17 protein-coding genes are annotated in these 20,872 nt (G+C 54.5%); 8 read left to right on the top strand and 9 right to left on the bottom strand.

The features are described from left to right. Nucleotides 1-119: 119 nt before the first annotated feature. The 3 genes from glyS to DBY68_RS13685 all read right to left on the bottom strand — a co-directional run bounded on the left by glyS (nt 120) and on the right by DBY68_RS13685 (nt 3,553). A complete protein-coding gene (gene glyS / locus DBY68_RS13695) occupies nt 120-2,189 on the bottom strand; it encodes a glycine--tRNA ligase subunit beta (RefSeq protein WP_108476461.1) in 2,070 nt (689 codons plus the stop codon). 9 nt (nt 2,190-2,198) lie between these two features. Continuing rightward, nucleotides 2,199-3,110, bottom strand: a complete 912-nt coding sequence (gene glyQ, locus DBY68_RS13690; RefSeq protein ID WP_001168551.1) for a glycine--tRNA ligase subunit alpha — start codon at nt 3,108-3,110, stop codon at nt 2,199-2,201. A 137-nt stretch (nt 3,111-3,247) separates the two neighbouring features. Further along, nucleotides 3,248-3,553, bottom strand: coding sequence for a YsaB family lipoprotein (locus tag DBY68_RS13685; RefSeq protein ID WP_108476462.1), 306 nt, complete (start codon nt 3,551-3,553; stop codon nt 3,248-3,250). Between the two features lie 370 nt (nt 3,554-3,923). On the opposite strand from DBY68_RS13685, the gene DBY68_RS13675 reads away from it, so the two are divergent. Beyond that, on the top strand, nt 3,924-4,919 hold the full coding sequence (locus tag DBY68_RS13675; protein WP_108476463.1) for an acyltransferase: 996 nt from the start codon (nt 3,924-3,926) through the stop codon (nt 4,917-4,919). On the opposite strand, the gene DBY68_RS13670 is transcribed toward DBY68_RS13675, so the two are convergent. The 3 genes from DBY68_RS13670 to xylA form a co-directional block, all read right to left on the bottom strand. Further along, nucleotides 4,916-5,248 carry a YiaA/YiaB family inner membrane protein gene (locus DBY68_RS13670; RefSeq protein WP_158529116.1) on the bottom strand — a complete coding sequence of 111 codons (333 nt, stop codon included), beginning with the start codon at nt 5,246-5,248 and terminating at the stop codon, nt 4,916-4,918. The genes DBY68_RS13675 and DBY68_RS13670 overlap by 4 nt on opposite strands. A 135-nt stretch (nt 5,249-5,383) precedes the next feature. After that, nucleotides 5,384-6,838 (bottom strand): xylulokinase, encoded by a 1,455-nt coding sequence (gene xylB / locus DBY68_RS13665; RefSeq protein WP_108476465.1) that lies wholly within the window; start codon nt 6,836-6,838, stop codon nt 5,384-5,386. Between the two features lie 90 nt (nt 6,839-6,928). Further along, entirely contained in the window at nt 6,929-8,251 is a 1,323-nt protein-coding gene (gene xylA, locus DBY68_RS13660) for a xylose isomerase (protein WP_108476466.1), read from the bottom strand. 350 nt (nt 8,252-8,601) lie between these two features. On the opposite strand from xylA, the gene xylF reads away from it, so the two are divergent. The 4 genes from xylF (at nt 8,602) to xylR (ending at nt 13,614) form a co-directional block, all read left to right on the top strand. After that, nucleotides 8,602-9,594 (top strand): D-xylose ABC transporter substrate-binding protein, encoded by a 993-nt coding sequence (gene xylF / locus DBY68_RS13650; RefSeq protein WP_108476468.1) that lies wholly within the window; start codon nt 8,602-8,604, stop codon nt 9,592-9,594. 68 nt (nt 9,595-9,662) lie between these two features. Beyond that, nucleotides 9,663-11,204, top strand: a complete 1,542-nt coding sequence (locus tag DBY68_RS13645) for a xylose ABC transporter ATP-binding protein (protein ID WP_108476469.1) — start codon at nt 9,663-9,665, stop codon at nt 11,202-11,204. Then, nucleotides 11,182-12,363, top strand: coding sequence for a xylose ABC transporter permease XylH (xylH, locus tag DBY68_RS13640; RefSeq protein WP_108476470.1), 1,182 nt, complete (start codon nt 11,182-11,184; stop codon nt 12,361-12,363). Before DBY68_RS13645 ends, xylH begins: the two co-directional genes overlap by 23 nt. A gap of 72 nt (nt 12,364-12,435) precedes the next feature. Continuing rightward, nucleotides 12,436-13,614, top strand: a complete 1,179-nt coding sequence (gene xylR / locus DBY68_RS13635) for a D-xylose utilization transcriptional activator XylR (protein WP_108476471.1) — start codon at nt 12,436-12,438, stop codon at nt 13,612-13,614. Nucleotides 13,615-13,650: 36 nt separating this feature from the next. Here xylR and DBY68_RS13630 read toward each other — a convergent pair whose 3' ends face one another. Continuing rightward, complete coding sequence (locus DBY68_RS13630) at nt 13,651-14,505, bottom strand: Vmh family MBL fold metallo-hydrolase (RefSeq protein WP_108476472.1); 855 nt, start codon at nt 14,503-14,505, stop codon at nt 13,651-13,653. A gap of 114 nt (nt 14,506-14,619) precedes the next feature. Between DBY68_RS13630 and DBY68_RS13625 the strand changes: the two genes are divergently transcribed. Further along, nucleotides 14,620-15,501, top strand: coding sequence for a LysR family transcriptional regulator (locus tag DBY68_RS13625; protein ID WP_108476473.1), 882 nt, complete (start codon nt 14,620-14,622; stop codon nt 15,499-15,501). A gap of 210 nt (nt 15,502-15,711) precedes the next feature. Here DBY68_RS13625 and DBY68_RS13620 read toward each other — a convergent pair whose 3' ends face one another. Beyond that, a complete protein-coding gene (locus DBY68_RS13620; protein WP_108476474.1) occupies nt 15,712-16,536 on the bottom strand; it encodes a protein bax in 825 nt (274 codons plus the stop codon). Nucleotides 16,537-16,850: 314 nt separating this feature from the next. On the opposite strand from DBY68_RS13620, the gene DBY68_RS13610 reads away from it, so the two are divergent. Next, a complete protein-coding gene (locus DBY68_RS13610) occupies nt 16,851-18,884 on the top strand; it encodes an alpha-amylase (RefSeq protein ID WP_108476475.1) in 2,034 nt (677 codons plus the stop codon). A 173-nt stretch (nt 18,885-19,057) separates the two neighbouring features. Further along, entirely contained in the window at nt 19,058-20,317 is a 1,260-nt protein-coding gene (gene avtA, locus DBY68_RS13605) for a valine--pyruvate transaminase (protein ID WP_108476476.1), read from the top strand. A gap of 39 nt (nt 20,318-20,356) precedes the next feature. On the opposite strand, the gene DBY68_RS13600 is transcribed toward avtA, so the two are convergent. Beyond that, complete coding sequence (locus DBY68_RS13600) at nt 20,357-20,821, bottom strand: 4Fe-4S binding protein (protein ID WP_108476477.1); 465 nt, start codon at nt 20,819-20,821, stop codon at nt 20,357-20,359. Between the last annotated feature and the right edge of the window lie 51 nt (nt 20,822-20,872).

The raw sequence follows: 20,872 nt of genomic DNA, 5'->3' as shown, positions 1-20,872 counted from the left end.
GAAAAAATTTTCTATAAATAAATACATGAACAGGTTTGTATTAATAAACTCATTATTACACGTCTATTTAAACCCATAAAAAAAACCTGCCAGGTGGCAGGTTTTTTTCGACACTAAACTTACTGCAGCAGCGAAATATCCGCAACCTGCAGGAACAGTTCACGCAGCTTCGACAGCATGGTCAGTCGGTTGATGCGCAGTTCTTTGTCATCCACCATCACCATCACTTTGTCGAAGAAAGCATCGACGGGTTCACGCAATTCAGCCAGCTCAACCAGCGCTTCCTGATAACGCCCTTCGGCGAAAGCCGGTGCCAGTTTGTCACGCAGCACGACTACCTGCATTGCCAGCGCAATTTCTTCTGGCTCTTTCAGGGTCGCCGCGTTTACGCGGTCATTCAGCACTTCATCGGTTTTCGCCAGGATGTTAGACACACGCTTGTTGGCCGCAGCCAGTGCAGACGCCGCTTCCAGGGTACGGAAGTGAGAGACTGCTTTCATACGCGCATCGAAATCTGCCGGACGAGTCGGACGACGCGCCAGCACGGCCTGGATGGTGTCGACGGTATAACCGGCATCCTGGTACCAGGCGCGGAAGCGCCCCAGCATAAAGTCGATAACGTCATCAACCACGTTGGCGTTAGTCAGCTTATCACCATACAGGCGCGCCGCTTCTTCGGTCAGGGTTTGCAGATCAAGATTGAGGTTCTTCTCAACGATAATACGCAGCACGCCGAGTGCCGCACGACGCAGCGCAAACGGGTCTTTGTCGCCTTTAGGATGCTGGCCAATACCAAAGATACCCGCCAGGGTGTCCATCTTGTCAGCAATCGCCAGTGCGCAGGCCACCGGGTTAGAAGGCAGGTCATCACCGGCAAAGCGCGGCTGATACTGCTCGTTCAGTGCCACGGCAACATCTTCCGCTTCGCCATCGTGACGTGCGTAGTGCATACCCATTACGCCCTGAGTGTCGGTGAACTCAAAGACCATGTTGGTCATCAGGTCGCACTTAGACAGCAGGCCCGCACGGGTAGCGTGATTCACATCCGCGCCAATTTGTTCGGCAATCCAGCCAGCCAGCGCCTGGATACGGTCAGTTTTGTCACGCAGCGTACCCAACTGTTGCTGGAACAGCACGGTTTGCAAGCGCGGCAGGTTATCTTCCAGACGTTTTTTGCGGTCGGTATTGAAGAAGAACTCGGCATCAGCCAGACGCGGACGAACCACTTTCTCGTTACCGGAGATAATCTGCTGCGGATCTTTGGACTCGATGTTGGAAACGAAGATAAAGTTCGGCAGCAGTTTGCCGTCGTTCGCATACACCGGGAAGTACTTCTGGTCACCTTTCATGGTGTAAACCAGCGCTTCGGATGGAACGGCGAGGAATTTCTCTTCGAATTTCGCGGTCAGCACAACCGGCCACTCCACCAGCGAGGTCACTTCCTCAACCAGACTGTCGCTAAGATCAGCCTTACCGCCAATTTTACGTGCCGCTTCTTCGGCATCCGCTTTAATCTTCGCTTTACGCTCAGCGTAATCGGCGATGACTTTCCCACGCTCACGCAGAATTTCCGGATACTGATCGGCATTGTCGATAGTGAATTCCGGCTCGCCCATAAAGCGGTGGCCGCGAATCACGCGATCGGACTGAATACCCAGAATGGTTGCCGGAATGACTTTGTCGCCCAGCAGCAGGGTCACGGTGTGAACCGGACGCACAAAGTGCACGTCGGACGCGCCCCAGCGCATCAGTTTCGGGATCGGCAGTTTCGAAAGCGACGTCGCGACCATATTCGGCACCAGCGCTTCAGTGCTTTCACCTTTCACGTGAGCGCGATAGAGCAGCCATTCGCCTTTGTCGGTAGTCAGACGTTCAGCCTGGTCTACGGTGATCCCGCAGCCACGCGCCCAACCTTCTGCCGCTTTGCTCGGTTTGCCTTCGGCGTCGAAAGCCTGAGCTATCGCCGGGCCGCGTTTTTCAACTTCGCGATCGGCCTGAGCTTCCGCCAGGTTAGCAACCTTCAGCGCCAGACGACGCGGGGCAGCAAACCATTCAACGTTGCCGTGTGCGAGGCCGGCGTTATCCAGCTCCGCAGTGAAGTTCGCAGCAAAGGACTCAGCCAGGCTGCGCAGTGCTTTTGGTGGCAGCTCTTCAGTGCCGATTTCCACCAGAAAAGTTTTTTCAGACATGGCCGCCTCTTACTTGTCTTTGTTGCACATCGGGAAGCCGAGGGCTTCACGGGAAGCATAATAAGCTTCTGCCACTGCTTTGGTCAGGGTACGAATGCGCAGAATGTAGCGCTGACGCTCGGTGACGGAGATGGCTTTACGCGCATCCAGCAGGTTGAAGCTGTGGGCGGCTTTCAGAATACGCTCGTAGGCTGGCAGCGGCAGCGGATTTTCCAGCGCCAGCAGCTGCTGCGCTTCTTTCTCGTACTGCTCGAAGCAGGTGAACAGGAAGTCCACATCCGCGTATTCGAAGTTGTAAGTGGACTGCTCCACTTCGTTCTGATGGAAGACGTCCCCGTAGGTGGTTTTACCCAGCGGGCCGTCGCTCCAAACCAGGTCGTAAACGCTGTCTACGCCCTGAATGTACATCGCCAGACGTTCCAGACCGTAGGTGATCTCGCCGGTAACCGGTTTACATTCCAGGCCGCCAACCTGCTGGAAGTAAGTGAACTGCGTCACTTCCATGCCGTTCAACCACACTTCCCAGCCCAGCCCCCAGGCGCCCAGCGTCGGGTTTTCCCAGTTATCTTCCACGAAACGGATGTCGTGGATGGTCGGATCCATTCCCAGCTCTTTCAGGGAACCGAGGTACAGCTCCTGAATGTTGTCCGGCGATGGCTTGATGACCACCTGGAACTGATAATAGTGCTGTAAACGGTTCGGGTTTTCGCCGTAACGGCCATCGGTCGGACGACGGGAAGGCTGCACATAAGCAGTTGCCATCGGCTCTGGCCCCAGCGCGCGCAGGCAGGTCATTGGGTGAGAGGTTCCCGCGCCAACTTCCATGTCCAATGGTTGAACAATGGTGCAGCCCTGGCGAGCCCAGTAATCCTGTAAGGTCAGGATCAAGCCCTGGAAGGTCCTGGTATCAAACTTTTGCATATTATTTCGTGCTGGATACGTGTGGATTTAAAGGAAGGGATCAGTATACCCGCTGGATGGAAGATATACAGTATGAAAGCGGCCTGTTTAGGGAAAATAGAGGAAACAGGCCGACTTTTGGTGCCATATTGCTGCGCTTAACGCATCGATAAGTGCAAAAAATCACCATTTACATCAAAAGAGCAGACAAAACCTTCATTGCGGGCAGTATAGCCGCGTAATTCATAGCTGCCCTGAAAACGCTCAAAGCCCGTGACGTCAATTTTCTGCGCCGCGGTGTTATAGCGCTCCGCCGCCCGTTCTTTGCATAAATTTTCCATTCCCAGCGAGCGCGCAGGGTTCGCTTTCGCATTTTGCGCTTTCATCGGCGCCACGGGTTCAGACGCGGCGCATCCCGCCAGTAATATCCCCATTAGCAGGGGAAGAAGTCGCTTCATCATCATTTTTCATTACCGCCTTACGATCGGGCTGTTATTTTAGTTGGTGGTCTCTGATGCACCCGCATTTTGCGAATCACACCACAATCTTATACCCAAAATAGTTTGAGTTTCCTGAAGGCGGCAAACGAGTGACAAATTCGTCAGGAACGAATTTGAACAGCCGCAGGCGGCCTTCGGTGAGAGACATGGATGTCTCTCATTCATCCCAGGAGCGTACCTCAGTACGTGACTGGGGTGAGTGAGTGCAGCCAACGCATAGGCAACGCGAAACAGGAAGGGTATACAAGCATGGGGTGAAAAACTCAGAATAATCCAGTCAAATAGCCTAATAAAAATCGAGTCACACTTTGTTTGAAAGGAGAAACCGGCCCCAATGCAGCCCAAAATAAACTGGATTGATAATCTACGCGGAATAGCCTGCCTGATGGTAGTGATGATCCATACGACAACCTGGTACATTACCAACGCGCACAGTATCAGCCCGGTGAACTGGGATATTGCGAATGTTCTCAACTCGGCTTCACGCGTAAGCGTGCCGCTGTTCTTCATGATTTCCGGCTATCTCTTTTTCGGCCCGCGCAGCGCTCAGCCGCGCCATTTTCTGCGGATTGCGTTGTGCCTGCTGTTTTACAGCGCGGTGGCGCTTATCTATATCGCGGCTTTCACACATATCAATATCGAAGGGTCGCTTAAGAATATCCTGCAGAAGCCTGTTTTCTATCACCTGTGGTTTTTCTTCGCCATTATCGTGATTTACCTGGTCTCACCGCTGATTGAGGTGAAAGCAATTAGCGGCAAAATGCTGTTGGCGTTGATGGTGGTGATTGGCATTATCGCTAACCCCAACACGGTGACGCTGAAAACCGACGGTATTGAATGGCTGCCGGTGAATCTCTATATCAACGGTGACACCTTCTACTACCTGATTTACGGCCTGCTGGGGCGCGCCATCGGCATGATGGAGACGCAAAAACGCGGATTAAGCTGGCTGTGTGGCATCGGTTTTGTACTGGCAGTAGTGGTGATTTCGCGCGGCACGCTGCACGAACTGAGCTGGCGCGGCAACTTTGCCGACACCTGGTATCTCTATTGTGGGCCGATGGTGTTTATCTGCGCGGCGACGCTGTTTGTGGTGGTAAAAAACGGTCTCAACGACCGCGTATTGCCGGGATTAGCGCTAATTTCACGCCATTCACTCGGCATTTACGGTTTCCACGCGCTGATTATTCACGCCCTGCGCAGTAGCGGCGCAGACATGAAAAGCTGGCCACTGCTCGATATCGTGTGGGTTTTCTGCGCCACGATTGCGGGGAGTCTGTTACTGTCAATGCTGGTACAGCGTGTGGATAGTAAACGGTTTGTCAGCTAGCGCCAGCGCGCCGCACCGTATGTCGCGGCAAACCAGGCGATAATGCAAAGCCCCTTTTCCGTGAGGCTAAGGGGCAAATTCCAGACACCTACCAGCATTAACCCCGTTGCCAGCAGCAACACAAATCGACACAGCCCGGCGAAACGCCCTTCGTCCTTCTCTTTTCCGGTTAACCGCTGGTACGTTAGTACGGTGAATACACCAAGAACCAACACAGCCAGAAAATAGCCTTTATCTGTCAACTGCGGGCAGTCCCCCCACAAACAGACCACATAGAGAATAACTCCCGCACATAACAGACCCTGCGGGGCATTGAGTGCTAACTTCATGGCGATCTCCTTATCCATAGCAAACGCATTATGAACGGAAACCGCAGCGCAACATTAGAGCAACACGAAATTTCCAGCAAATTCGGAATTCATCAATTCTGGCAGGAGATCCGCCCCGTCACGGGGCGGAGAACATCAGGACATCAGCGGCAGAAGTTGCTGATAGAGTTGACGGAAGGTTTCGCGGCGCGGCACATAGTGCGCATGGCGCTGTGCGTCCGGGTAGTGCGCCTGCTCAAGCGGTAACTGCGGCAGCAGGTCAGCGAATGGTTTATCGTGGCGAATCGCCAGTTGCGCCAGACGCGCCGCGCCCAGCGCCGGGCCAACATCACCGCCAGTGCGGTAATCCAGTTGCTGACCGCTGATATCCGCCAGCATCTGGCGCCAGTAAGCGCTACGCGCGCCACCGCCAATCAGGGTCACACTTTTCGGTGTGACGCCGCAGGCGTGAACCACATCCATACCGTCGGCCAGCGCAAAACCCACGCCTTCCAGCACCGCACGCGCCAGTTCCGCCGGGCCGTGCTGATGCGTCAGACCAAAGAAAACGCCCTTAGCCTGCGGATTATTGTGCGGCGTACGCTCACCGGAAAGATACGGCAGAAACCACACCGGCCTGGCATTCTCATCGGCGGATTGCGCTGCGCTAATCAGCGCCGGTACACTCTCCAGACCGGTGAGTTTTGCCGCCCAGTCGAGGCACGACGCGGCACTCAGCATCACCGACATTAAATGCCAGCGCCCTGGCAGTGCATGACAGAAGCTGTGCACCGCGCTTTCTGGCTTGCTGAGGAAACCTTCGCTTACCGCAAAGTAAACGCCTGACGTACCGAGCGAGAGCATCGCCTGCCCGGCATCCGCCATGCCTACGCCGACCGCGCCCGCCGCGTTGTCACCACCGCCCGCAACCACCGGCACCGCTGGCATATTCCACGCCTGCGCGACAGATGGCAGCAGCGTGCCGGTAATATCACAGCCTTCAAACAGCGCAGGCATGTTGTCACGGCTCAGCCCACAGGCCGCGAGCATCGTGTCGCTCCAGTCGCGTTTTGCCACGTCCATCCACATCGTGCCCGCCGCGTCAGACATGTCGCTGGCGAATTCACCGGTGATACGCAGGCGCAAATAATCTTTAGGCAGCAGGACTTTATCGACCTGAGCAAAAATCTCCGGCTCGTGGCGCTTCACCCACAACAGTTTCGGCGCGGTAAAGCCGGGCATCATCAGGTTGCCGGTAATCTGGCGGGAATTTTCCACGGCCTCTTCCAGCAACTGGCACTCTTGCGCGCAGCGGCCATCGTTCCACAGAATTGCCGGTCGAAGTACGCGCTGCTGCTTGTCGAGAAGGGTTGCGCCGTGCATCTGCCCGGCAATGCCTAACGCTTTAACATCCTGTAGGCTGTGCTGTTGCGCGAGCGCTTTAATCGCGCGATCGGTCGCCAGCCACCACTGCTCCGGATCCTGTTCAGACCACAGCGGATGCGGGCGCGAAACGGTGAGTTTTTCCGTTTGCGAGGCGACAACGTCTCCTGCCTCATTGAGCAGGATAGCTTTGACGCCGGAAGTACCCAGATCAATCCCAATATACATAGCGATCGTTCCTTACAAAAAGCCCGGTTTCGCTCACGCTTACCGGGCCTGCATAATCAGGCCGGACGAAAAATCGCCCGGCGGCTTCCATTATTTGTCGAACAGGTAATGATTCACCAGGTTTTCCAGCAGTTCCTGATGACCGCTCTGATGCTGCGGCGCCAGTTGATGCTGCTCGGCATATTTTGCCAGTTCCTGCAGCGACATCTGCCCTTTCAGGATTTGCTGACCCAGTTCACCGTTCCAGCCCGCGTAACGTTTGGCCACACGTTTATCCAGCTCGCCGCCTTCAATCATACGCGCCGCCACTTTCAGCGACAGCGCCATGGTGTCCATCGCGCCAATATGGCCGTAGAACAGGTCATATTTGTCAGTGCTCTGGCGGCGAACTTTCGCGTCAAAGTTCAGGCCGCCGGTGGTGAAACCGCCCGCCTTGAGAATTTCGTACATCACCAGCGCATTCTCTTCCACACTGTTCGGGAACTGGTCGGTATCCCAGCCCAGCTGCGCATCGCCGCGGTTGGCGTCAACGGAACCAAACAGACCCAACGCAATTGCGGTAGCGATTTCATGGTGGAAAGAGTGACCTGCCAGCGTCGCGTGGTTCGCTTCGATGTTCAGTTTAATCTCTTTTTCCAGGCCGAACTGTTTGAGGAAGCCATAAACGGTCGATGCATCGTAATCATACTGATGCTTGGTCGGTTCCTGCGGTTTCGGTTCGATAAGCAGAGTGCCCTGGAAGCCAATTTTATGTTTGTGCTCAACCACCATCTGCATGAAGCGGCCAATCTGCTCGCGTTCCTGACGCAGGTCGGTGTTCAGCAGGGATTCGTAGCCTTCACGGCCTCCCCACAGCACGTAGTTCTCGCCGCCCAGTTTGTGGGTCGCGTTCATGGCGGTGAAGACCTGAGTCGCCGCCCAGCTAAAGACTTCCGGATCTGGGTTCGTTGCGGCACCTGCGCCGTAGCGTGGGTTAGTAAAGCAGTTCGCCGTACCCCACAGCAACTTCACACCGCTCTGCTGCTGTTTTTCGGCCAGCACGTCTACCATCTGCGCGAAGTTGTTCAGGTACTCTTTTAGCGACGCGCCTTCCGGTGACACATCCACGTCGTGGAAGCAGTAATAAGGTACGTTCAGCTTATGGAAGAATTCAAATGCGACATCCGCTTTGCGTTTCGCCAGTGCAATGGCTTCGCCCGGTTGCTGCCACGGGCGGTCGAATGCGCCCACGCCGAACATATCTGCGCCATTCCAGCAGAAGGTGTGCCAGTAGCAGGCGGCGAAGCGCAGGTGATCTTCCATCCGTTTACCCAGCACCAGTTCATCAGGGTTGTAGTGGCGGAAAGCCAGCGGGTTTTCCGTTTTCGGGCCTTCGAAACGAACACGATCCAGTTGGTCGAAATAAGCTTGCATAATGAACTCCATAATCAGATACGCGGCGAGGAATAATTCGTTATCTAATACTGAGTTCAGATTTTCTGTTCCTCAATTACGTTATTTCACACTGCGATTAAGAGAATCCACAAACGTGCGCTGGCTCTCAAAATAAAACCGCTCGCAAAATTTATGTAAATTTCTCTTAGGCAATATATAAAACTCGATCAAGCTCATAAATTGACAATTAAACCAAATATCGTAATGGGAAGATAAAAATCTGTAATTGCCAGCACCGCGTTCTATGTTAAAAATTTGCTGCGTGTTAAGTCGTGCTTGTTTCTTTTATCGCCAATCTCATTACCTACCCTACAAAAGGCATTACGACTATGAAAATCAAGAACCTTTGCCTCACGTTCTGCGCATCCCTTCTGCTTACCAGCATGGCGAGCAGCGCAAAAGAAGTCAAAATCGGTATGGCCATCGACGATCTGCGTCTTGAGCGCTGGCAGAAAGACCGCGATATTTTTGTTAATAAAGCAGAATCGTTAGGCGCCAAAGTATTTGTACAATCGGCCAATGGTAACGAAGAAACCCAGATGTCGCAGATTGAGAATATGATCAACCGTGGCGTCGATGTTCTGGTGATTATTCCATACAACGGTCAGGTACTCAGTAACGTTATTAAAGAAGCCAAACAGGAAGGGATTAAAGTTCTGGCTTACGATCGCATGATCAATAACGCTGATATCGATTTCTATATTTCTTTCGATAATGAAAAAGTGGGCGAAATGCAGGCCCAGAGTCTGGTCAATCAGGTGCCACAAGGTAACTATTTCCTGATGGGCGGCTCACCGGTGGATAATAACGCCAAACTGTTCCGCGCGGGCCAGATGAAAGTCCTAAAACCGTATATCGACAGCGGCAAAATTAAAGTCGTGGGCGATCAGTGGGCTGACGGCTGGTTACCGGAAAATGCGCTGAAAATTATGGAAAACGCCCTCACTGCCAATAATAACAAAATTGATGCTGTAGTGGCCTCAAACGATGCGACCGCCGGCGGTGCGATTCAGGCACTGAGTGCACAGGGGCTGGCGGGCAAAGTCGCTATCTCCGGGCAGGATGCTGACCTTGCGGGCGTGAAGCGCATTATGGCTGGTACGCAAACCATGACGGTGTATAAACCGATCACCACGCTCGCGACTACCGCCGCTGAAATCGCCGTTGAACTCGGCAACGATCAACAACCGAAATCTGACGCCACGCTGAATAATGGCCTGAAAGATGTGCCATCTCGCCTGCTGACGCCAATTGAAGTGAATAAGACCAATATTGATCAGACCGTCATTAAAGACGGGTTCCATAAGAAGAGCGAACTTTAATTCCCCTGCCCCGGCAACGGGGCAGTCGTTCTCGTTCGGCCTGAATGATCGGCTCACGTGGAGCAGCTATGTCTTATTTACTTGAAATGAAAAATATCACCAAAGCCTTTGGCGCGGTGAAAGCGGTGGATAACGTCAGCCTGCGTTTAAACCCTGGCGAGGTGGTATCGCTGTGCGGTGAAAATGGCTCCGGAAAATCGACGCTCATGAAAGTTCTGTGCGGTATATACCCACACGGCAGCTACGACGGCGAGATTATTTTTGCCGGGGAAAAGCTTACCCCGACGCATATTCGCGATACCGAACGCAAAGGCATCGCCATTATTCACCAGGAGCTGGCGCTGGTGAAACACCTTACGGTACTGGAGAATATTTTCCTTGGGGCAGAAATCAGCCGTCACGGCATTCTCGACTACGACGCCATGACCCTGCGCTGCGAAAAATTACTCGCCCAGGTCAGTCTGGCAATTTCACCCGACACCCGCGTGGGCGATTTAGGGCTGGGGCAACAGCAACTGGTCGAAATTGCCAAGGCGCTGAATAAACAGGTTCGCCTGCTGATCCTCGACGAGCCGACCGCCTCGCTCACTGAGCAGGAAACTGCCGTGCTGCTGGATATCATCCGCGACCTTCAGCACCACGGCATTGCCTGCATCTATATTTCACACAAGCTCAATGAAGTGAAGGCTATCTCCGACACCATTTGCGTGATCCGCGATGGTCAGCACATCGGCACGCGCGACGCCAGCAGCATGAGCGAGGACGACATCATCACCATGATGGTGGGCCGCGAACTGACGGCGCTCTATCCCAACGAACCGCACACTACCGGTGACGAGATCCTACGCGTGGAGCACCTCACGGCGTGGCATCCGGTTAACCGCCACATCAAGCGGGTAAACGATATCTCTTTCAGCCTCCGGCGCGGTGAAATTCTCGGGATTGCCGGTCTGGTCGGTGCCGGACGTACCGAAGCGGTTCAGTGCCTGTTTGGCGTCTGGCGCGGGCGCTGGGAGGGGAAAATCTTTCTGGATGGCAAACCCGTAACCATTAACACCTGCCAGCAGGCGATTGCCCACGGTATTGCGATGGTGCCAGAAGATCGCAAAAAAGACGGCATCGTGCCGGTAATGGCGGTTGGTAAAAATATGACGCTGGCGGCGCTCGATCAGTTCAGCGGTGCGCTAAGCAACCTTGATGACGCCCGCGAGCAGCAATGTATTTTACAGTCGCTGCAACGACTTAAAGTCAAAACTTCTTCCCCGGAACTGGCGATTGGCCGTCTCAGCGGCGGTAATCAACAGAAAGCAATCCTGGCACGCTGCCTGTTGCTGAATCCGCGCATTCTGATCCTCGACGAACCGACGCGCGGTATCGACATTGGCGCGAAATATGAAATCTACAAGCTGATCAACCAACTGGTGCAACAGGGGATCGCCGTCATTGTTATCTCTTCCGAACTGCCGGAAGTACTGGGTCTGAGCGACCGGGTGCTGGTCATGCACGAAGGGAAACTGAAAGCAGACCTGGTGAACCACAACCTGACGCAGGAAAAAGTGATGGAAGCCGCATTAAGGAGCGAACGTCATGTCGAAAAACAACCCGTCTGAAATCAAGCTGGCGGTGCCGACGTCGGCCCCCACATTTAGCCTGAAGTCGCTGAACTTACAGGTTTTCGTGATGATCGCAGCGATTGTGGTGATCATGCTGTTCTTCACCTGGACGACCGAAGGTGCGTACCTCAGCGCCCGTAACGTCTCTAACCTGCTGCGCCAGACAGCCATCACCGGCATTCTGGCGGTGGGGATGGTGTTCGTGATTATCTCCGCAGAAATCGACCTCTCTGTCGGTTCGATGATGGGGCTGCTCGGTGGTGTCGCGGCGATTTTCGACGTCTGGCTCGGTTGGCCGTTACCGCTGACCATCATCGTGAAGCTGGCGATGGGGCTGGTACTCGGCGCATGGAACGGTTGGTGGGTTGCCTATCGGAAAGTACCGTCGTTTATCGTCACCCTCGCCGGGATGCTGGCGTTCCGCGGTATTCTGATTGGCATCACTAACGGTACCACCGTGTCGCCTACCAGCGCTGCGATGTCGCAAATTGGCCAAAGCTACCTGCCTGATGGCATTGGCTTCTCCTTCGGGGCGATTGGCCTGATGGCGTTTATTGTCTGGCAGTGGCGCGGGCGCATGCGTCGTCAGAATCTTGGGCTCGCCACACCGGCCTCTACCGGCGTGGTCGGGCGTCAGGCGCTGACGGCGATAATTGTACTGGGTGCTATCTGGCTGTTGAATGACTATCGCGGCGTGCCAACGCCGGTTCTGCTGCTGACGCTGCTGCTGTTGGGCGGAATGTTTATGGCCACGCGTACGGCGTTTGGACGTCGCATTTACGCCATCGGCGGTAACATCGAAGCCGCGCGCCTGTCGGGGATTAACGTCGAGCGCACCAAGCTTGCTGTCTTCGCCATCAACGGCCTGATGGTGGCCATTGCCGGGTTAATCCTCAGCTCGCGTCTTGGCGCGGGTTCACCGTCTGCAGGCAACATCGCCGAGCTGGACGCGATCGCCGCCTGCGTGATTGGCGGCACCAGCCTGGCGGGGGGCGTGGGTAGCGTTGCCGGGGCGGTTATGGGCGCGTTTATCATGGCGTCGCTGGATAATGGAATGAGCATGATGGACGTGCCCACTTTCTGGCAATATATCGTTAAGGGCGCCATTTTGCTGCTGGCAGTCTGGATGGATTCAGCCACCAAACGCCGCGCTTGATACGATGTAATAATGACAATACCGGCCATTAGGCCGGTATTGTCATTCATGATTCACCAGGGAAATTGAACCATGTTTGAAAAGCGTCACCGTATTACCCTGTTATTCAACGCGAATAAGGCCTATGACCGGCAGGTGGTCGAAGGGGTTGGCGAGTATTTACAGGCGTCGCAGTCGGAGTGGGATATTTTCATTGAGGAAGATTTCCGCGCGCGTATCGAAAACATCAAAGAGTGGCTCGGTGACGGCGTGATTGCCGATTATGACGACCCCCACATCGAAGCGTTACTGGCCGACGTGAAAGTGCCCATTGTCGGCGTTGGCGGCTCCTATCATCGCCCGGAGCAGTATCCGCCCGTCCATTACATCGCCACCGATAACTATGCGCTGGTCGAAACTGCTTTCCTGCACCTAAAAGAAAAAGGCGTGCACCGCTTTGCGTTCTACGGCTTACCAGGCTCCAGCGGCAAACGCTGGGCGGTTGAGCGCGAATATGCCTTCAGCCAGATTGTGGCTAAAGAGAAATATCGCGGCGTGATTTATCAGGGGCAAGAGACCGCACCAGAGAACTGGCAACACGCGCAGAACCGTCTGGCAGACTGGCTGCAAACCCTGCCGCCGCAAACCGGCATTATCGCCGTAACCGACGCCCGCGCGCGCCATATTCTGCAAGCCTGCGAACACCTGCATATTCCGGTGCCGGAGAAGCTGTGCGTCATTGGTATCGATAATGAAGAGCTGACCCGCTATCTTTCTCGAGTGGCGCTGTCATCTGTGGCGCAGGGCGCGCGACAGATGGGGTATCAGGCCGCCAAACTGCTGCACCGCCTGCTGGACAACGAGGAATTACCGCTACAGCGCCTGCTGGTGCCCCCGATGCGCGTCATTGAACGGCGCTCCACCGACTACCGCTCGCTGAACGACCCGGCAGTGATCCAGGCGATGCATTACATCCGCAACAATGCCTGTAAGGGCATTAAAGTGGAGCAGGTGCTCGATTCTGTCGGCATTTCACGATCGAACCTTGAGAAACGCTTTAAAGAAGAAGTGGGCGAAACCATTCATGCGGTGATCCACAGCGAGAAACTGGAGAAAGCACGAAGTCTGCTAATCTCCACCTCGCTGTCGATTAACGAAATTTCGCAAATGTGCGGCTACCCTTCCCTGCAATATTTCTATTCGGTGTTTAAAAAAGAGTACGACACCACGCCGAAAGAGTACCGCGAACAACACAGCGAAGCGCGGTTGTAGCCGCTTTAATGCCGGATGGCGCAACGCGCGTCCGGCTTACTTCCATGCCATCTCGCCGGTATTGACCTTTGCGCTCAGTTCCAGCGAACTCTCATCAGCGAGATCCGGATACGCCTTTTTCATCACCTTGATAACACCTGCAGAATCTTTCTGGCTGTTCAGCGCCAGCTCAAATTTCTGCAGATAATCAAGGGTAAAGGTGATGGCTTTCGCCCCGGATGGCAGCTTGCCGAGGTAATGGCCGGGGATCACCGTTTGCGGCTGCTCGGCCTGCATCGCTTTCAGCACGCTGCGCCATTCATTACGGCGCGTCACGGTCTGTGTATCGGCGCTCCAGATATGAATGCCGGACGCCACGCCGGTGCCGCCAAGAATCGCCTTATTCGCCGGGATCCAAACGTAGGCGGCATAGCTTTCCGGATGTTTGATTTCGACCGCTTCGCCATCAATGGTGAAACGCATGTCGTGGAGCGGTTTTGGCGTATACAGCTGATGCGGCGCATCCGCTTTCAGTTGTGGCCCCCAGTAGGCCAGCTTCGCATCACGCGTAGCCTCAATGTGAGAGACCACCGCTGGCGTCGCAACGATCTCTACATTCGGGAAGGCTTTCACTATCGGCTCAAGGCCAAAATAGAAATCAGGATCACCCGAGGTAATCACAATGCGCGAGAGTTTTTTACCGCTTTCACGAATCATGGCGACCAGCTTTTCACCGTCTTTCACGCTGAACTGGGCATCAAACAATACAGCTTCCGAGGGGCCATAGACCAGCGTTGACGAGACCGGGAAAACGGCATTTTCCTGAGGGTTGTAGGTCTTCATCGTCAGCGGGGCGGCAAAAGCCGTGCTGCTGATGACAAGGGCGGCGATGGCGGTGAATGCACGTTTCATGATGAACCTGATGTTGTTATGTGTGAGACCGTCCATTTTACGGATTTCACCACCTGTCAGAATTCCCGAAAACCGATATGCTTGGTTTCATAAAACGATCAGCTGGAGCCGTTCATGGACAGAGTCACCGCCGCACGCGTATTTAATCGCATCTGCGAACTGGGCAGCCTGAGCGCCGCATCACGCGCGCTGGGAATTTCGCGCCCCATGGTCAGCCGCTATCTGGAACAGATGGAACAGTGGGCGGGCGCGCGCCTGATTCATCGCACTTCGCGCCGTCTGACACTGACGCCTGCGGGCGAAGAAATCTTGCTTAAGACCCGCCATCTGATTCAGCTGGCGCAGGAAATTGAGCTGCGTAACCAGCAGAATGAACCCTCTGGCGTGCTGCGCGTTGCCTGTGCGCACCTGACCGCCACCTGCATCATTGGGCCGATTGTCAGCGAATTTCTGACGCGTTATCCGGCACTACGTCTGGAGCTGGATGTGAACAACCATCCGGTGAACCTGGTGAGCGAGCGCATTGACGTGGCCGTGCGTATTACCAATAACCCGGAACCAGGCACCATTGCCCGCCGCCTGGGCGAGTGTCGTTCAGTACTTTGCGCTTCTCCGGGTTATCTGGCCCACCATGGCACGCCGCTAACGCCTGCCGATCTCGCCCATCATAACTGTCTGCACTACAGCCGTTTCGCCGGGCAGAGTTGGCACTTTACGACTTCCGAAGGAACAGCGGTGTCGGTCGACATCAGCGGCAATTTCAGCGCCACGATTTCAACAGTGTTACTGGATGCCGCCGTAGCTGGGTGTGGCATTGCGATGGTGCCGGAAATGGAAGCCAGAGACGCCCTGGCGAAAGGAAGTGTGGTACCGCTGCTGGCGGAGTATGAACCGGCCAAGCTGGGAATTTATGGTATGTATTTGTCGCGGGAGTATCAGCCTGGAGGATTAAGGCCGTTTCTGGATATGCTGGAGAATGCATTGTTAGAGGCGTAAAAAAGGGAGCTTTCGCTCCCCGAGACTGATGACAAACGCAACATTGCCTGATGCGCTGCGCTTATCAGGCCTACAAGGGTTCTGCAATATATTGAATTTGCACTATTTTGTAGGCCGGATAAGGCGTTTCCGCCGCATCCGGCAAGAACAAAGCGCACTTTGTCAGCAATCTGAGGGAGCTTTCGCTCCCTTTAGCATTCCTGTCGAGGATTACATATGCGCCGCAATCAGACGCTGGTTATCCTGGTACATCGCGAACAGATAGTTGTTGTAGCTCGAACCTTTGGTGGAGTAACCCTTCAGCTTATGAATCATTGCGCTGGCGGTCACTTCCTGGTCCATCTTACGCAACTGCGCGCGAGACTTACGGAATGACGAGTATGCCGGATGGGTATTCAGGTTCATCGCGTAGGCCTGGACAGACGCTTTGACAGAATCAAAGTGCGAGTAGCCATTCACTTTACCGGAACCATTTTTACACTTGCCGGAACCACACTTCATCCCGAACAGATTGTTGTTGGCGCGCGCCAGTTTTGACGTCCCCCAACCACTTTCTGCCGCAGCCATGGTGGCAACCATGCTGCCTGGAATGATGTCGACGCGTTCAAGCAGTGAATTCCACGGCACCTTGCGGGTATTACCGTTCCACTTCACCTTGTAGCGCGTAGTGATATCTTTCAAACGCGCACGCTCAGACGGCGACCAGCGGCCTTCGTACTGTTTTGAAATCAACCAGTTACGATCGGCAGTGATTGCTGCATTTTGGCTTGTAATATAAGGCATTACCGTCCGGAGAAACGCTCTTTTCCTTGGGGTTCCGGAAGGGTATTTTCGCAAATCAGGAAGTGAACTGCTCTTTACACTATTGCGAGAATACTCTTGTTTACTGCTAACCTTAGTACTACTAACCTTTTTAACTGAGGCTTTATGATGCTCTGTTACTGTGTGAGTCTTCGCTAACACCCCACCAGAAAAAATCATGGTGAGTAACATAAGTATCGCTGCCCCATATCGTCGAATGGGAGTCGATATCATTAGGTCTCCTGGTCGGATTTATGCATTCCAACACCTTATTTTTGTCTCGAAATTGAGAGTTGAATCTCAAATCATACCAAAAATAGCCCGCCTGCGCACCTTGCTGAATAGTCTTAGTCCTAAACAATGGCACAACTTTGCCATGGGCAAAAACCATAGTCCTAATAGTAATCATTAGAAATGATACGGTTATCGCACTTTTTACTGAATTTTGACGCCCGTCACTCACCCCTTTTTATCCTCCCCCTGAGGGGATGAGGCCTGCACCGCGAATTGCTGCCACACTGTTGAAAAAAACCGCGACAGGACCCGACATGAAACTCGCTGTGCTTGTACCGCTACTGCTTCCGACCTACGCCTTCGCCGCCTGGACAGTGAATGACTTCCCGGCATTTACCCCTGAAGGCACCGGCAAATTCGTCAGCCAAAAAACACTCGCGAAGGGTACTCGCCCTCTGACATTAAATTTTGACCAACAGTGCTGGCAGCCTGCCGCAGGCATTAAGCTTAATCAGATGCTCTCACTGGTGCCCTGCAAGGGCGATGCGCCCCAGTGGCGCATCTTCCGTGACGGCAATTATCAACTGGAGATAGACACCCGCTCCGGCACGCCGACGCTGTCGATTTCAGTTCAAAGTGCAGCTCAGGGCAGTAGCACACAGGCCGCGATTCGCCAGTGTCCGCGCTGGGATGGCAAACCGTTAACCCTTGACGTCAGCCACACCTTCGCCGAAGGCAGTAACGTGCGGGATTTCTACAGCGGCCAAACGGTGCAGGTAAAACAGGGAAAAATCACTCTGCAGCCAGCACCAGAAAGCAATGGCCTGTTGCTTCTGGAAAGCGCAGACACCACCAAACCTGCCCCCTTTAGCTGGCATAACGCCACGGTCTATTTCGTACTGACCGACCGTTTTGTTAACGGTGACCCGAGTAACGACAACAGCTATGGTCGTCGCAAAGATGGCATGCAGGAGATAGGCACTTTCCACGGCGGTGATCTGAAAGGGCTCACCAGCAAGCTCGATTACCTGCAACAGTTGGGCGTAAACGCGCTGTGGATTAGCTCCCCACTGGAGCAAATTCACGGCTGGGTGGGTGGTGGCACGAAAGGTGATTTCCCCCACTACGCGTATCATGGCTACTACACCCAGGACTGGACAAAACTCGACGCCAATATGGGTGACGAAAACGATCTACGAAATCTGGTTGACGGTGCACACCAGCGCGGCATGCGCATTCTGTTTGACGTGGTGATGAACCACACGGGCTATGCCACGCTCGCCGATATGCAGCAGTTCCAGTTTGGCGCGCTGTATCTGGAAGGTAACGATATCGAAAAAACGCTCGGCAAGAACTGGACAGACTGGACGCCGGGCCCAGGTCAAACCTGGCATAGTTTTAACGATTACATCAACTTCAGCGATAAAGCCGCATGGGAAAAATGGTGGGGTAAAGGCTGGATCCGCACCGATATCGGCGACTACGACAGCCCCGGTTTTGACGATCTCACCATGTCGCTGGCTTTCCTGCCAGATTTAAAAACCGAATCCACCGCCGCCGTGGGTCTGCCCAATTTCTATGTCCATAAGCCCGATACGCAGGCCAAAGCGCTAGACGGCTTCACGCCGCGCGATTACCTCACCCACTGGCTGAGCCAATGGGTACGCGATTACGGCATCGACGGTTTCCGCGTGGACACCGCCAAACATATAGAAATGGCGGGCTGGCAGCAACTGAAGACGCAATCCAGCCAGGCGCTGGCAGAGTGGAAAAAAGCGAACCCGGACAAAGCGCTGGATAACGCCCCCTTTTGGATGACCGGCGAAGCCTGGGGCCACGGCGTGATGGAGAGCGACTATTACCGCCACGGCTTCGACGCGATGATTAACTTCGATTATCAGGATCAGGCGGCGAAGGCGGCAGATTGCCTGGCGAATATCGACCTCACCTGGCAACAGATGGCCGACAAATTACAGTCGTTTAATGTGCTGAGCTATCTTTCATCGCATGACACCCGCCTGTTCCGCGAGAAAGGTAATAACGCCGCCGAGCTTTTGCTGCTGGCCCCCGGTGCGGTGCAAATCTTCTATGGCGACGAGTCGAATCGTCCGTTTGGCCCAACCGGCTCTGACCCGCTTCAGGGTACGCGCTCAGAGATGAACTGGCAGGATATCAGCGGGAAATCTGCCGTAAGCGTCGCGCACTGGCAGCGTTTAGGCCAGTTCCGCGCGCGCCATCCGGCGGTGGGTGCGGGTACACAAACGACGCTGACGCTCCCGCAGGGCTATGGATTCGTGCGGCAAAACGGTGACGATAAAGTGATGATTATCTGGGCCGGGAATCGCTAAAAATCCGCTATTCGGCCCGTTCTCCCCAGAGCGGGCCACCACAACATAAAGCTCCATATACGTAGATATTCGTAGCCGGTTATTCCGACACGCCTGACGTTAAGCCATTTGCACCGCGTGGACGGTGGCGTTATGGTGAGCCTCTTTACAGCAATGGCAGTTGATGATCCGCGATGAAATTTTCACTTTTCGGCGATAAATTCGCCCGCCATTCAGGCATTACGCGCCTGATGGAAGACCTGAACGATGGCCTGCGCACACCAGGCGCAATCATGCTCGGCGGCGGTAACCCCGCGCAAATCCCCCAGATGAATGCGTACTTCAACAACCTGTTGGCGGATATGCTTGAAAGCGGTAAAGCCACGGATGCGCTATGTAATTACGACGGTCCTCAGGGGAAAAGTGAACTACTCTCGGCGCTGGCCGAAATGCTGCGCGAAGAATTAGGTTGGGATATTGAACCGCAGAATATTGCACTGACAAACGGCAGCCAGAGCGCGTTTTTCTACTTGTTCAATCTCTTCGCCGGTCGCCGCGCTGACGGCACCACCCGCAAGGTGCTGTTCCCGTTGACGCCGGAGTATATCGGCTATGCCGATTCCGGCCTGGAAGATGAGCTGTTCGTCTCTACGCGCCCGAATATCGAGCTGCTGCCAGACGGCCAGTTTAAATATCACGTCGATTTTGACCGCCTGCCGATTAATGAAGAGACGGGGATGATTTGCGTCTCGCGCCCTACCAACCCAACCGGCAACGTCATCACCGATGAAGAAGTGCTGCGTCTGGACGCGCTGGCGAATCAACATGGCATTCCGCTGGTGATTGATAACGCCTACGGCCTGCCGTTCCCGGGCATTATTTTCAGCGAAGCACGCCCACTGTGGAACCCGAACATTGTGCTGTGCATGAGCCTCTCCAAACTGGGCCTGCCGGGAAGTCGCTGCGGGATCATCATCGCCAACGAAGAAATCATCACCGCCATCAGCAACATGAACGGCATTATCAGCCTTGCGCCAGGCGGAATGGGCCCGGCGATGATGTGTGAAATGATTAAACGTCGCGATCTCCTCAAGCTGTCAGAAACGGTCATCAAACCGTTCTACTATCAGCGCGTTCAGGAAACGATCGCCATTATTCGCCGCTATTTGCCGGAAGAACGCTGCCTGATCCACAAACCAGAAGGCGCAATCTTCCTCTGGCTGTGGTTTAAAGATTTACCGATTACCACCGAACTGCTCTATCAGCGCCTGAAAAAACGCGGCGTGTTGATGGTGCCTGGCGACTACTTCTTCCCGGGGCTGGAAAAACCGTGGCCGCATACGCATCAGTGCATGCGCATGAACTACGTGCCGGAGCCGGATAAAATTGAAGCTGGTGTGAAAATTCTGGCGGAAGAAGTGGAACGCGCGTGGCAGGAAAGTAACTGCATCTGACCCGTAACGGGCCTGCTCCAGTGCAGGCCCCGTTAACCATCAGACAAATGCCGAATTCACCTTTATTCGGCTTGTGTCCACACAGCGCAATGCCGATGTCGGACACGCCTCAACACACGCAGGCCCCTGCGCGCGATGCTGACATAAATCGCACTTAATCGCCTGGGGCCGCGCATTCTGCACCACCACACGCATCGCGCCAAACGGGCACGCCACCATGCAGCTTTTACAGCCAATGCAGCGCTGCTGTTCAACGGAAATGTACTCTTTTTCACGGCGAATCGCCCCCGTTGGGCACACGTTCATGCATGGCGCATCTTCACATTGATGGCACGCCACGGCAGACGAGAACGTATCGCCCTTCACCACCTGAATGCGGGGAAGGAAAGCCTCACGCGACACGGCTGCGCAATCCTGTTCCGCCTGATGCGACACCACGCAGGCCACTTCACAGGTACGGCAACCGATGCACTTCTGCGCATCCGCAACAATAAACGGGTTCATTCTCCACTCCATCCGGGGCTCCAGCCTTAAGAGTGCCAGAGCGGATGACAG

The organism is Pseudocitrobacter sp. RIT415 (genome assembly GCF_003057695.2).
Classification (GTDB): Bacteria; Pseudomonadota; Gammaproteobacteria; order Enterobacterales; family Enterobacteriaceae; genus Pseudocitrobacter; species Pseudocitrobacter faecalis.
The sequence above is the reverse complement of the archived record's forward strand: the minus strand, read 5'-3'. Positions and strand labels throughout refer to the sequence as shown.